The 12,298-nt window shown below is 53.0% G+C and carries 13 protein-coding genes; 5 read left to right on the top strand and 8 right to left on the bottom strand.

From position 1 onward, the window contains the following. Nucleotides 1–17: 17 nt before the first annotated feature. Complete coding sequence (locus WC7_RS00500) at nt 18–323, top strand: hypothetical protein (RefSeq protein ID WP_016155339.1); 306 nt, start codon at nt 18–20, stop codon at nt 321–323. A 45-nt stretch (nt 324–368) separates the two neighbouring features. Here the strand turns inward: WC7_RS00500 and psiE are convergent, their stop codons facing one another. Further along, nucleotides 369–779 (bottom strand): phosphate-starvation-inducible protein PsiE, encoded by a 411-nt coding sequence (gene psiE, locus WC7_RS00505; RefSeq protein WP_003031674.1) that lies wholly within the window; start codon nt 777–779, stop codon nt 369–371. Nucleotides 780–917: 138 nt separating this feature from the next. Between psiE and WC7_RS00510 the strand changes: the two genes are divergently transcribed. Then, complete coding sequence (locus tag WC7_RS00510; RefSeq protein ID WP_016155338.1) at nt 918–1,370, top strand: acyltransferase; 453 nt, start codon at nt 918–920, stop codon at nt 1,368–1,370. Nucleotides 1,371–1,404: 34 nt separating this feature from the next. On the opposite strand, the gene WC7_RS00515 is transcribed toward WC7_RS00510, so the two are convergent. From WC7_RS00515 to pgi, 5 genes are all read right to left on the bottom strand, one after another. Continuing rightward, entirely contained in the window at nt 1,405–3,501 is a 2,097-nt protein-coding gene (locus WC7_RS00515; protein WP_016155337.1) for a YjbH domain-containing protein, read from the bottom strand. After that, entirely contained in the window at nt 3,501–4,238 is a 738-nt protein-coding gene (locus WC7_RS00520; protein ID WP_016155336.1) for a capsule biosynthesis GfcC family protein, read from the bottom strand. The genes WC7_RS00515 and WC7_RS00520 overlap by 1 nt, the downstream gene beginning before the upstream one ends. Next, on the bottom strand, nt 4,235–4,873 hold the full coding sequence (locus WC7_RS00525; RefSeq protein ID WP_016155335.1) for a YjbF family lipoprotein: 639 nt from the start codon (nt 4,871–4,873) through the stop codon (nt 4,235–4,237). The genes WC7_RS00520 and WC7_RS00525 overlap by 4 nt, the downstream gene beginning before the upstream one ends. 63 nt (nt 4,874–4,936) lie before the next feature. Further along, nucleotides 4,937–5,179 (bottom strand): exopolysaccharide production protein YjbE, encoded by a 243-nt coding sequence (gene yjbE, locus WC7_RS00530; protein WP_003826562.1) that lies wholly within the window; start codon nt 5,177–5,179, stop codon nt 4,937–4,939. Between the two features lie 469 nt (nt 5,180–5,648). Then, nucleotides 5,649–7,295: a glucose-6-phosphate isomerase gene (pgi, locus tag WC7_RS00535; RefSeq protein WP_016155334.1), complete on the bottom strand. Its 1,647-nt coding sequence runs from the start codon at nt 7,293–7,295 to the stop codon at nt 5,649–5,651. Between the two features lie 302 nt (nt 7,296–7,597). Between pgi and lysC the strand changes: the two genes are divergently transcribed. The 3 genes from lysC (at nt 7,598) to WC7_RS00550 (ending at nt 10,340) form a co-directional block, all read left to right on the top strand. After that, on the top strand, nt 7,598–8,947 hold the full coding sequence (gene lysC / locus WC7_RS00540; protein ID WP_016155333.1) for a lysine-sensitive aspartokinase 3: 1,350 nt from the start codon (nt 7,598–7,600) through the stop codon (nt 8,945–8,947). Between the two features lie 92 nt (nt 8,948–9,039). Further along, nucleotides 9,040–9,966 (top strand): ketopantoate/pantoate/pantothenate transporter PanS, encoded by a 927-nt coding sequence (gene panS / locus WC7_RS00545; RefSeq protein WP_016155332.1) that lies wholly within the window; start codon nt 9,040–9,042, stop codon nt 9,964–9,966. A 101-nt stretch (nt 9,967–10,067) separates the two neighbouring features. Next, a complete protein-coding gene (locus WC7_RS00550) occupies nt 10,068–10,340 on the top strand; it encodes a YjbD family protein (protein WP_003826541.1) in 273 nt (90 codons plus the stop codon). Here WC7_RS00550 and rluF read toward each other — a convergent pair. Together rluF and ftrA are read right to left on the bottom strand one after the other, a co-directional pair. Next, the gene (gene rluF / locus WC7_RS00555; RefSeq protein ID WP_016155331.1) at nt 10,337–11,212 is read right to left on the bottom strand and encodes a 23S rRNA pseudouridine(2604) synthase RluF; all 876 of its coding nucleotides are present in this window, start codon (nt 11,210–11,212) and stop codon (nt 10,337–10,339) included. The genes WC7_RS00550 and rluF overlap by 4 nt on opposite strands. Before the next feature lie 68 nt (nt 11,213–11,280). Further along, nucleotides 11,281–12,261 carry a transcriptional regulator FtrA gene (gene ftrA, locus WC7_RS00560; protein WP_016155330.1) on the bottom strand — a complete coding sequence of 327 codons (981 nt, stop codon included), beginning with the start codon at nt 12,259–12,261 and terminating at the stop codon, nt 11,281–11,283. Nucleotides 12,262–12,298: the final 37 nt, after the last annotated feature.

Genomic DNA, 12,298 nt, shown 5'->3' with positions numbered 1-12,298 from the left:
CTGCCCGGCAACGGGCAATGCCACTGCAACCCTCAACTTATGTTATCCCAACCTGTGACTGTTATTCGGCGCTCTACGGAGCGCCCTTTTTTTATGTTATTTTGCATTACGCTTACGATTATTTCCTTTCGTGCCCCCCATCACTGCAAATCAATTTTTCGCCTGAAACTCGACAAATTAAACAGAATGAGTTTGGCGCAGGCGTTATCGCCATCGGCGTGATCAACCTTAGCTTTACCGTATTGGCGATCATGACGGTGGATAAATTTGAAGAACTGTGGGAACCCGCGGCGGAGAAAACCCAGCCGGCCTCTGCGCAGTAATTTTTACCCAAAACACGCCGCAGCCCAATTGCGGCGTGTTGTCTTTTACTCTCGCTTCAGCCGTTTGGAATTACACAGCCACAGGGTGATCACCAGCAGCAGGATCGCCGCAGAATAGATCAGCACATCCATCGGCGCTTTATGATCGACAATGATCAACCGCACAATCGCAGTGATCCCGATATAGACAAAGTAGCGCAGCGGAAAGTGAAAACCTGACTGAAAGTACTTCACAATCAGCGCGATAAATTCAAAGTAGAGAAAGTAAACCACCAGCCCTTCCACCAGTTCATATTTGCTGGTTTGTTCCGGCGCGAATAGCACATCCGCCAGATGCAGCGTTTCTTTCCCGAGGAATACGACCAGGATCAGGCCCAGACTCAGCAACCCCAGATTCAACACGGTCTGTAAAATAGTGGAGATGAACTCCACGCGTGGACGAGATAGCGACGTCATAACAGCACCTCTTACTCAGTGGCAAGGTTCCTGTATAACGCAAAAATGTGACAGAGATCTACATTTTTTGTTTATATTTTGTGCAAGAAAGGTCAGCAGGGAATGATGAGTGCCACGACACATTTCACAGGATGAATTATGCAGCTAAGACAATCCGCTGTTCGCAACGTTACCTGCGGTGAGAACGTGGTAATTTATGAACCCGCAAATCTCTACGACTGCACATTGGGTGACAACGTTTTTGTCGGACCATTTGTTGAAATCCAGGGTAATACGCAGATTGGCGCAGACAGCAAAATTCAGTCGCACGCCTTCATCTGCGAATATGTCACCCTCGGCGCTCGCTGTTTTATCGGTCACGGCGTGATGTTCGCCAACGATATGTTTCGCGAAGGAAAACCCAATGCCGACCGCAACAGTTGGGGACGTATTACGATTGGCGACGATGTCTCGATCGGCAGCGGAGCGACCATTCTGGCGGTCACTATCTGTGATGGCGTGGTCGTCGGCGCGGGAAGCGTGGTGACCAAATCGATCACCGAGAAAGGCGTGTATGCGGGAAATCCGGCAAAATTATTACGTCGTTTATAGAGCCGGATAAGCGCAGGTCCCATCCGGCCATCTATCAGCGGAAGTTTTCACTCCTGTCGCTGGTCATGTCGTACAGACCAAACTTACGTCCAAGCTGCTGGCCGCCATCGCGTGTTAACGGCGTCCAGCCAATCGCCGCACGACTGCGGGTTGGGCCTGACGAGAACAGATCCAGCGGCACAGAAACGTACACCCCTTTGGTAAAATCACCCTCTCCGTACTCATCCGGCGAGGCGTCGGTGATGGTCGCATAGCCGCCCACCACTACGCCGCTGTCAAAGCGTTTCGCCACTTCCAGCGTTCCGCCCTTATCCCCCGCCAGATACTGCCCCACGCTGGCTTTCACCAGTACATCCTGGGCGAACGAAGGATTCCAGTAAGCCGTCAAATGCCCGGTCTTCACGCTGTAGTCGGTGAACTTCATCATGTCCTGCGCGCTGCGCCAGTCACGCTGTTTCACGTAGTTGGCGTCAACACCAAACGCCCAGTTGCTGTCCAGCGGGCGATACAGCACTTCTGCCCCCGCTCCGCCGTACATAGTTTCCAGATAGCCCCCGTAAACCTGTCCGTAGAACCCATTTCCGAGTGACTGGAAGTAGTTGGCCTGCAGGTTATTCACGTAGACATCGTTTTGCACATACTCACGCACATGGGTACGCACGCGTGGTAAATGCGAATCCTGCGGCGGGTTGGTGTAGTTAAACTTGTCATAGTTATTGGCGAGGTTGGCGAACAAACTCCCGGTGGTCAGCAGATGATCGGTAACCCACAAATCCGCCGTTCCCATCACGCCCAACTGATACATATAGAAGTTTTCCGGGCCGCCCACCGACTGATTTAGCACCGGATCGATGTGGAAATTGAAGCGTGACTTATCAATATACCAGCCCTGCTCAGTCGTTTTCGGTACCACGGGCTCGACGCGTTTTTGTGCCAGTTGAGTTTCATGGCCCAACGGCTCGCCTTCCAGATGGCGCTTGAGGCTGGAAACCTCCGTTTCGGTCGTCACCTGCGGCAAGTTAAGGCGATTTTCCGTAATGCGGATCGTGCGGATCCCATCGGGAAGATCGTTCATCACGATCCGGTTAGCACGCTCGATCCCTTCGCGCGAATCACGGTATTTCACCTGTTCACCCGTTACATACAGCGTATCGCCCTGCACCTGAATTTTAGGATCCGCCAGCCCGGCATTATATTTCAGCAGCGTTAACTGACTCGCCACCACCGAATGTTGCAGGATGGCATCCTGCGGCTGTGGTTGATATCTCGGGCGGGTATTGTCGTTATAGTTTGGTCGCAGATCGTTAAAGTTAGTCCGCAGCGTGACCCCAAACATCAAGGTGTTCCCGCGCTCATAGCTGAGGTTAACGTCGGCCCAATCGGTGACGCGATAAATAGCGCCGACGTTAAACTTGCTCTTCTGATCCAACTTGCCGGCAAAATCCTGCTGGTAATTATTACCTTCATACTCCAGTTTCAGGCGCAGCGGCTGCCAGGGAGTCTGATATTCTACGCCGCCAAACAGCGACGCCGGGCCGTGGAACATCTGGCTACCGTCAATAGAACCGGCCTGCTTGTAGCTGTTATCGCGATGGCAGAATTTATCACTGTATGAGCAAAACGGATTGCTAACGTTGCCGCTGGTCCCGAGATATCCCCAGCCAAGGCCGAGAGAGAAATCAAACGGGCCCCAGGCTTTGTTCGCCACCACATACTCCGCATCAAACAGGCCGGTTCCGCCGATATCCCGCGCGCCAACCGCCACCTGCGGCATCCAGTAGCTCTCTTCCCACAGGCGAAGTTTGAGATCAAAAGCCTTATCTTTATAAGTCTGATCGCCAGAAAACGACTCCACGCCGCTGTATTTTTTGGTACGCACATCGGTATAGCGCAGGGTGGTTTCCAGCCAGGGGAAGAGTTGTACCGACGCAGAGTAGTAACGGTATTGATCGTTATCGCGGTAGTTAAGGCTCATTTCGCCTTCACGCGCCATGCGTGCGGTTGGGGTTTGCAGCAGTCCCACGCCGCCAAAATCGGACTGGGAAGGTCCAATGGGCGCGGGCCAGGTTTCACCGTGGCAGGCAATGCTTACGCCCAGCGCCAGTAAGCTGAGCAGATAAGTTTTTCTCATTATTCGGGTATCCGCTGGGTCAGGGTGCGAAGAATGTCGGCATTGATTTCATCCGGGGTGCTGCGCCAGACAGCATCAGAGAGTCCGACAAAAATGATGCTGCCGGGCATCGGCTCAACGTGACGTTTGTTCCAGTAGGCGACCGGGACTTTTTGCGTGCGTCCGTCGGGATAGATGACCCAGGCGTAGCTACGATCTGCGCCGCTGAGCCGACGTTGCTCATCGAGATAGCTGGCGATATCGCGCCCGGGTATAAACGGTTGTTTACCCGGATGACTTAGCAGGCCAAACAGCGTTATATCCGTTGGCTGCGGTCCGACCCACAGCGTGTAATTGCCCTGCAACGGCGGGTTGCCTCGCTCACTGACGCGCACAACATCCGGGTCGAGATTAATCTTCTGTCTGCCGGTCACCTTCAGCGCCTGAATTTGCTGGCGCAATGCGTTGATAGCCGCGGCATCGTCACCGCTTTCTTCAGCGCTGAGCATCGCCAGACGAGCCAGTAATGCCTGCTGCTGACGCTCTGCTTCCGTCGTTGCCCGCTCTTCGCTGATAACCGCTCCTGGCCACCAGCTATTACTCAACCGCGGCTGCCCAACCAGGTCGAGCAGATGTTCGGCCCCGGTCAGCGTCTTTGGCTCTTCGCTGGCGGAGGTAAAGACCTTAACGCTACCCGCAGCAAAAACTGACGCTGCGCTCAGGCTCAATAGCAGCGCCATAACGGCTCGTTTCATCATGATTTTGCCGCCTTAATCAGCGTGGTTTTCACCGGGAAGTAACGTGCGCCAAGATACTGTTCCGATTGGCGAATCTGCCCTTCGCTGTCGATCCAGTAGCGGTTATGCCAGCGAGTTTGATCGGTGGTGACTTCTTCATCAAGGATCCGTACTGGCGTATCTTCGCTACCCACCTTAATGGTGTCAGTGCCATCCCATTCGAAAACCGAGCGGGCGGTGGCATAGCGCACCTGCTGATGTTCGGTCCAGCCCATCGTGCGGGTCCACGTTGCCCCATCGACTATCTGGTTTGGTTTGATGAGCGGATCTGCCGCGAGATTATTCACCTCGATCAGGTTATCCCCGCCGAGATGCGTTTTCACCATGCGCCCAGACTGCGTGACGAGAATGGCCCGATCCTGAGTCACCCATTTCTGCTGTCCGTTTTCCGCGAACGCGAGTACCACAAACAGTTGTGGGCCGCCGTTTAGCTGCATGTACTGGCTGGCGTAGGGCATGTTTTTGATTTCATCGTCCGTCATCTGTACGCCGGGAGTACCAAACACGCTATCCCATAGCGAATGGCCCAGCCCTTCGGTGGTGGCTGAGCACGCCTGTAATAACAGGCAAACCATTATCAGCACTGGTCGCTTCACGACATTTCTCCGCAGCGGCAAAATAACCACACCGAAGTGTGGTTAGAATTAAACGTACCGGTATTACTGGGTACTGGTAGTTGTGGTGGTTGTGGTTCCGGTGTTAGAACCATCGCCGCCACCGGTTGCCGCAAGGGCAACCCCCACCGCAGAACTTACGGTGCTCACGCTGGTTGCGGAGGAACTTCCTGCCGAAACCGACGCGGCAGCCGACCCTGCAGCCTCACCCACCTGAACGGGGGCAGCATAGACAGAAGTCGCCGCAAGCGCAGATATAGCCCAAAGGCCATACAGAACTTTTTTCATCACAAATTCCCTTCATTGTATGAATGGAGATTTACCCAAAAGAATTTCGGGCGAGATCGAGTATACACAAGCAAAAGTGTGCAAATTACGCCAAGCGGGAATTTAGGATAATTAGATAACAAGAAATAAAATGATTAACGAAAGATAATTAAATCAATACAATCAAAAAGTTAAAATATAAAAACAAAAACGCAATACCCGGTAATTCTGAAAACACCAGAAACACGATAACGTTGAATGAATTATTTTAGGATTAAGCTCAATAAAGGTGTAAAGCAAAAACGTAGATATTCGGGCGCCAGATTATAAAAAAGCCGATATTAATATCGGCTTTTTTTATAAGTAATCTGCAAATTCATTCGAATTGCAACAAGGCGGCAAGATCGTTAATCCCCGGGAGCATAGATAGCTATGTGACCGGGGTTAACGAACGCAGCCAACACCGCTGCGGCTCGAAAGAAGAAGCAGATTAACGCCAGGACTTATAACGGTTAATCAAACCGTTAGTTGAGCAATCATGGCTGGTGATTTCTTTATCATCATTCAGCTCTGGCAGAATGCGATTCGCCAGCTGTTTGCCCAGCTCAACGCCCCACTGGTCAAAGGTGAAGATATTCAGGATCGCGCCCTGAGTGAAGATTTTGTGCTCATACAGCGCAATCAGCGCACCCAGGCTGAACGGTGTGATTTCACGCAGCAGGATGGAGTTAGTTGGACGGTTACCTTCGAACACTTTGAACGGCACAACGTGGTCAAGCGTTGCCGGATCTTTACCCTGGTCGCGGTATTCCTGCTCAACCACTTCACGAGATTTACCAAAAGCCAGCGCTTCGGTCTGAGCGAAGAAGTTAGACAGCAGTTTCGGATGGTGATCCGACAGCGGGTTGTGGGTGATTGCCGGAGCGATGAAATCGCACGGAACCATTTTGGTACCCTGGTGAATCAGCTGGTAGAACGCATGCTGACCGTTAGTACCCGGCTCACCCCAGATGATTGGGCCTGTCTGGTAATCCACCGCATTGCCGTTACGGTCAACGTATTTACCGTTGGATTCCATATTGCCCTGCTGGAAGTAGGCCGCGAAACGGTGCATATACTGGTCGTACGGCAGAATCGCTTCGGTTTCAGCACCGAAGAAATTGTTGTACCAGATACCGATCAGCGCCAGCAGCACCGGCAGGTTTTTCTCCGCCGGAGTGGTGGAAAAGTGTTTGTCCATGGCGTGCGCGCCAGAAAGCAGCTCAACAAAGTTGTCGAAGCCCACAGAAAGGATGATGGACAGACCGATTGCAGACCACAGGGAGTAACGACCGCCAACCCAGTCCCAGAACTCGAACATATTGGCGGTATCAATACCGAACTCGCCAACCGCTTTACCGTTAGTGGAGAGCGCTGCGAAGTGTTTGGCAACGTGCTTGTTGTCGCCAGCGGTCGCCAGGAACCAGTCGCGCGCGCTGTGGGCGTTAGTCATGGTTTCCTGAGTGGTGAAGGTTTTGGAAGCGACCAGGAACAGCGTAGTCTCCGGATTCACTTTCTTCAGCACTTCGGCAATGTGCGTACCATCGACGTTAGACACAAAATGCATGTTCAGGTGATTTTTGTACGGGCGCAGTGCTTCGGTCACCATGAACGGGCCGAGGTCTGAACCGCCGATACCGATGTTCACGACATCAGTAATGGCTTTACCGGTATAGCCTTTCCAGCTTCCGGAGATAATCGCTTCAGAGAAGGATTTCATCTTCTCAAGCACCGCGTTCACTTCCGGCATCACATCTTTGCCGTCAACGATGATTGGAGTGTTGCTACGGTTGCGCAGCGCCACGTGCAGCACGGCACGATCTTCAGTGCGGTTAATTTTCTCACCGGAGAACATGGACTTGATGGCGCCTGCCAAATCGGTCTCTTTCGCCAGATCCTGCAGTTTAGCCAGCGTCTCTTCAGTGATGCGGTTTTTGGAGAAATCCACCAGCATCAGATCGTCAAACGTCGCGGAAAATTTAGCGAAACGATCGCTATCTTTCGCGAACAGATCCGCGATAGTAACGTCTTTCATCTTTTCAAAGTGTTTTTGTAGTGCCTGCCAGGCTGAGGTCTGCGTTGGATTGATGTTTTTCATTAGCAATACTCTTCTGATTTTGAGAATTGTGACTGAGATCGATTGTAACGCCAGTCACAGAAAAGTGTGATTGTTTTAATGCCATCGCCCTTGTATCCATCGAACCAGGGTAAAAAGTATAGATGTTATAAGCGCTGTTACTGAACGGAAACGCAGCATGAAAAATCCGCATAATCCCAGCGTTGACAGTGCAAGCTACACATTTTATTTATAAATACGGTATTTGCATTTGCGCCTGCACCGGTTTTCGTTCTGCCTTATGTGCCATGGTCGCTCTATTCATTCCCTGACACGAGGTAGTTATGACTGATGTAGTTGTCTCCAAGTTTGGCGGTACCAGCGTGGCGGATTTTGATGCCATGAATCGCAGCGCTGATGTGGTACTTTCTGATGCTAACGTCCGTGTAGTGGTACTTTCCGCTTCAGCTGGAATTACCAACCTGCTGGTCGCACTGGCTGAAGGGCTGGAGCCAACCGAGCGCTTCGAAAAACTCGACGCCATTCGTCAAATTCAGTTCAATATTCTGGAACGCCTGCGTTATCCAAACGTAATTCGTGAAGAGATTGAACGTCTGCTGGAAAACATCACCACGCTGGCAGAAGCGGCGTCACTGGCGACCTCAACCGCCCTGACCGACGAACTGGTCAGCCACGGTGAACTGATGTCTACCCTGTTGTTCGTCGAGATCCTGCGTGAACGCAACGTGCAAGCGCAGTGGTTTGACGTGCGTAAAGTGATGCGCACCAACGATCGTTTTGGTCGCGCAGAACCCGACGTCGCGGCGCTGGCTGAACTGGCAACGCTCCAGTTGGCCCCGCGTCTGAGCGAAGGTCTGGTAATCACTCAGGGTTTTATCGGCAGCGAAGGCAAAGGCCGCACCACCACGTTGGGGCGCGGCGGTAGCGATTATACAGCCGCCCTGCTGGCCGAAGCGCTGCACGCAACGCGCGTCGATATCTGGACCGATGTTCCAGGCATTTACACTACCGATCCGCGCGTTGTTCCTGCTGCGCAGCGTATTGATGAAATCGCCTTTGAAGAGGCCGCGGAAATGGCGACCTTTGGCGCGAAAGTGCTGCACCCGGCAACCCTGTTGCCGGCCGTACGTAGCGATATCCCGGTATTTGTTGGCTCCAGCAAGGATCCAAAAGCAGGCGGTACGCTGGTCTGCAATAAAACCGCGAATCCACCGCTGTTCCGTGCGCTGGCGCTACGCCGTAAGCAGACGCTGCTGACGCTGCATAGCCTGAATATGCTGCACTCTCGCGGCTTTTTAGCAGAAGTGTTCGGCATCCTTGCACGCCACAATATCTCGGTAGATTTAATTACCACATCTGAAGTCAGCGTAGCGCTGACGCTGGATACCACGGGTTCAACCTCCACCGGCGATACGCTGTTAACGCAGTCTCTGCTGATGGAACTGTCTGCCCTATGCCGGGTTGAAGTCGAAGAAGGACTGGCGCTGGTGGCGTTGATTGGCAACGACCTGTCCAAAGCCTGCGGCGTGGGTAAAGAGGTGTTTGGTGTACTGGAGCCGTTCAACATCCGCATGATTTGCTACGGCGCGTCCAGCCATAACTTGTGCTTCCTGGTGCCCGGTAGCGAAGCCGAACAGGTGGTACAGAAGCTGCATCATAATTTGTTTGAATAATATTTCATCACGCGATAAACAATAACTATAGCCGGGCTCGAACCCGGCTTTTTTATAACAACACAACACATTTCAATCGCAAGGAAGATAACATGCTCGCTACTCTCACGCGGCTGTTCCCGTTATGGGCGCTGCTGCTCTCTGTTATTGCGTATTACACGCCCTCCACCTTTACGCCTGTCGGGCCATTCGTGCCGTCGTTGCTGATGCTGATCATGTTCGGCATGGGCGTTCACCTGAAGGTGGACGACTTTAAACGCGTACTCTCACGCCCCGCTCCGGTCGCGGCGGGTATTTTCTTGCACTATCTGGTGATGCCGCTCGCCGCATGGATTTTGGCGCTGGCATTTAATATGCCGCCGGAACTGTCGGCAGGGATGGTGCTGGTCGGTAGCGTCGCCAGCGGAACCGCATCGAACGTCATGATCTATCTGGCAAAAGGTGATGTGGCGCTCTCCGTGACTATTTCATCGGTTTCAACGCTGGTCGGCGTTGTCGCCACGCCGCTGCTGACACGGCTGTATGTCGACGCGCATATCCAGGTGGATGTGATGGGTATGCTGCTGAGTATTCTGCAGATCGTGGTCATTCCGATTGCTTTGGGACTGGTCATTCACCATCTGTTCCCACGCGTCGTAAAAGCCGTGGAACCGTATCTGCCGGCGTTTTCTATGCTGTGCATCCTGGCGATCATCAGCGCCGTCGTGGCGGGTTCCGCCTCGCACATTGCGTCTGTCGGCTTTGTGGTGATTATCGCCGTGATCCTGCATAACACCATTGGCTTGCTCGGCGGCTACTGGGGCGGAAAACTGTTTGGTTTCGACGAGTCAACCTGTCGTACGTTGGCTATTGAAGTGGGCATGCAGAATTCAGGGCTTGCCGCTGCGCTGGGCAAAATCTACTTTGGCCCGCTTGCGGCGCTGCCCGGCGCGTTGTTCTCGGTCTGGCATAACCTTTCCGGTTCGCTGCTGGCAGGTTACTGGTCCGGTAAACCGATTAAAGAAAAAGAACGCCGCTAATTGGCGGCGGCAGGCCGGATAGCGGCTAACGCCTTATCCGGCCTACCCAGCCTCTGCACTTTGCCGTACACTGCGGATATCGGCTAACAGAGGGCACCCTTATGGCACTCCCCCGCATTACCCAAAAAGAGATGACCGAGCGCGAACAGCGTGAACTGAAAACGCTGCTCGACCGCGCGCGCATTGCGCATGGTCGACTGCTGACCAACGCTGAGACCAACAGCATCAAGAAAGAGTACATCGATAAACTGATGGCCTTGCGTGAAGCAGAAGCTAAAAAAGCCCGCCAGTTGAAGAAAAAGCAGGCTTATAAACCGGATGCGGAAGCATCATTTTCCTGGTCAGCGAATACCCCAACGCGCGGCAGACGTTAACGCCCTTTCTTCTTACGCCCCGGCGAGGTAAAACGCTTCCCGTTTGCCGCCGGGCGCGATTTCTCTTTCTCAGCCGATTTTTCGATTTTCACCACCGGGCGCTTAATGCCTGCGGTTTTTGGCTTCGCTTTCGCCTTCGGTTTGGCTTCTGAGGACGAGTTCTCAATCAGCTTGAACAGGTCGATCAGTTCGTCATCCGTCAGGTCGCGCCATTCACCCAGCGGCAGGCCGGACAGACCAACGTTCATGATACGTGTACGCTCAAGCTTAGTAACTTCATAGCCAAAGTGCTCGCACATACGACGGATCTGGCGGTTCAGCCCCTGAATCAGCGTGATGCGAAACACAAATGGCGCTTCTTTCTTGACCTTACATTTCTTGGTGACGGTGCCAAGGATTGGCACACCGGCGCTCATCCCACGGATAAAGTCATCAGTGACCGGCTTATCTACCGTCACCAGATACTCTTTTTCGTGATCGTTACCGGCACGCAGGATTTTATTCACCAGGTCGCCGTGGTTGGTCAGAAAGATAAGTCCCTGGGAATCTTTGTCCAGACGACCGATTGGGAACACGCGCTTGCTGTGGTTAACGAAATCAACAATGTTGTCGCGTTCGCTGTCTTCAGTGGTGCTGACAATCCCTACCGGCTTGTTCAGCGCGATAAAAACCAGATCTTCCGCTTCACGCGGCTCAATCAACCGACCATTCACTTTTACGACGTCGCCAGGCATCACCTGATCGCCAATGGTGGCGCGTTTACCATTCAGGAAGACATTCCCTTGTTCGATAAAGCGATCCGCCTCGCGGCGCGAGCAGATTCCGCTTTCACTGATGTATTTATTTAATCGGATGGATGAGTCGGGCAGCATAATTTCTCCTTTGACAGCGAAATATACCCTACCTTGCGGGGGATAAAAAAGCAGAGCGTGAAAATGTGCTATCGCATCTGATTACGTAATGCCTGCGGGCTGATACCAAATCGTTTTTGAAAGTGGTAACGCAAAGAGTTTGCGCTGCCGAACCCGGTTTGCTGCGCGATCTGCTCAATACTGATATGGGATGTATTGAGCGCCTGCTGCGCACGGTTTAGCCGTTCATTCATCAGCCAACGTGCGGGAGTAAGCCCCGTTGACTCCTGAAATCGCCGCATCAACGTTCGGGGACTCATACCGACCTGGCTGGCCAGAGCGTCAAGGGTATGCTTCTGCGCGATATTGTTATGTAACCAGTCAAGCAAAAGACCAAAACGCTGGCTTTCCCGACTGCGGGCAACAGGACGCAGTTGCTGCTGAGTCTGGCTGCCATCCCTGTGGGGCTGCAGCACCAGGCGACGGGCCACGTTATTGGCAATCTCAAGTCCAAAATCAGTGCGCACCACATGCAAACATAAATCAATCCCTGCCGCACTACCTGCCGAAGTGAGCACGTCGTGGTCACCGACATACAGGACATCTTCCACAACGTTGATGGCGGGAAAGCGTCGCTGGAGTTCACTGACGTAACGCCAGTGCGTCGTCGCCTTACGGTCATCCAGCAAACCTGCCGCAGCCAGAACAAATACACCAGAACAGATAGAGATGACTCGACAACCGCGTTGATGTGCTTCACGAAGCGCATCGCATAATGCTTCCGGGACCGGTGAGCTCACGTCACGCCAGCCAGGAATGACAATAGTGTCTGCTTCCTGCAGCAATTCATATCCACCGTCCACCACGATACGAACCCCGCCAGTTGCCCTTAATTCACCTTGATCAACCGAAGCCACGGCAAAACGATACCAGCGCTCTCCCAGTTCAGGTCGCGGAAGCCCAAAAACTTCCACTGCGACGCCAAACTCGAAAGTACATAGCCCGTCATAAGCGAGTGCAACGACCAACGGGCGAGAAGATGTTGTCATGATCCTGGCGGAATCTGTCATGGTCAGAGGGTGTTTCGAGGTTAATTTTTTGATGAGA

The sequence above is a fragment of the Citrobacter sp. KTE151 genome (genome assembly GCF_000398845.1).
Taxonomy (GTDB): Bacteria; Pseudomonadota; Gammaproteobacteria; order Enterobacterales; family Enterobacteriaceae; genus Citrobacter; species Citrobacter braakii.
The sequence above is the reverse complement of the archived record's forward strand: the minus strand, read 5'-3'. Positions and strand labels throughout refer to the sequence as shown.

Bases quoted from the DNA above. Each gene is read 5' to 3' on its own strand.
- yjbE (WP_003826562.1), bottom strand. From the start codon at position 5,179: ATGAAAAAAGTTCTGTATGGCCTTTGGGCTATATCTGCGCTTGCGGCG.
- psiE (WP_003031674.1), bottom strand. From the start codon at position 779: ATGACGTCGCTATCTCGTCCACGCGTGGAGTTCATCTCCACTATTTTA.
- ftrA (WP_016155330.1), bottom strand. From the start codon at position 12,261: ATGACAGATTCCGCCAGGATCATGACAACATCTTCTCGCCCGTTGGTC.
- WC7_RS00510 (WP_016155338.1), top strand. From the start codon at position 918: ATGCAGCTAAGACAATCCGCTGTTCGCAACGTTACCTGCGGTGAGAAC.
- pgi (WP_016155334.1), bottom strand. From the start codon at position 7,295: ATGAAAAACATCAATCCAACGCAGACCTCAGCCTGGCAGGCACTACAA.
- rluF (WP_016155331.1), bottom strand. From the start codon at position 11,212: ATGCTGCCCGACTCATCCATCCGATTAAATAAATACATCAGTGAAAGC.
- WC7_RS00515 (WP_016155337.1), bottom strand. From the start codon at position 3,501: ATGAGAAAAACTTATCTGCTCAGCTTACTGGCGCTGGGCGTAAGCATT.
- panS (WP_016155332.1), top strand. From the start codon at position 9,040: ATGCTCGCTACTCTCACGCGGCTGTTCCCGTTATGGGCGCTGCTGCTC.
- WC7_RS00520 (WP_016155336.1), bottom strand. From the start codon at position 4,238: ATGATGAAACGAGCCGTTATGGCGCTGCTATTGAGCCTGAGCGCAGCG.
- WC7_RS00550 (WP_003826541.1), top strand. From the start codon at position 10,068: ATGGCACTCCCCCGCATTACCCAAAAAGAGATGACCGAGCGCGAACAG.
- WC7_RS00500 (WP_016155339.1), top strand. From the start codon at position 18: ATGCCACTGCAACCCTCAACTTATGTTATCCCAACCTGTGACTGTTAT.
- lysC (WP_016155333.1), top strand. From the start codon at position 7,598: ATGACTGATGTAGTTGTCTCCAAGTTTGGCGGTACCAGCGTGGCGGAT.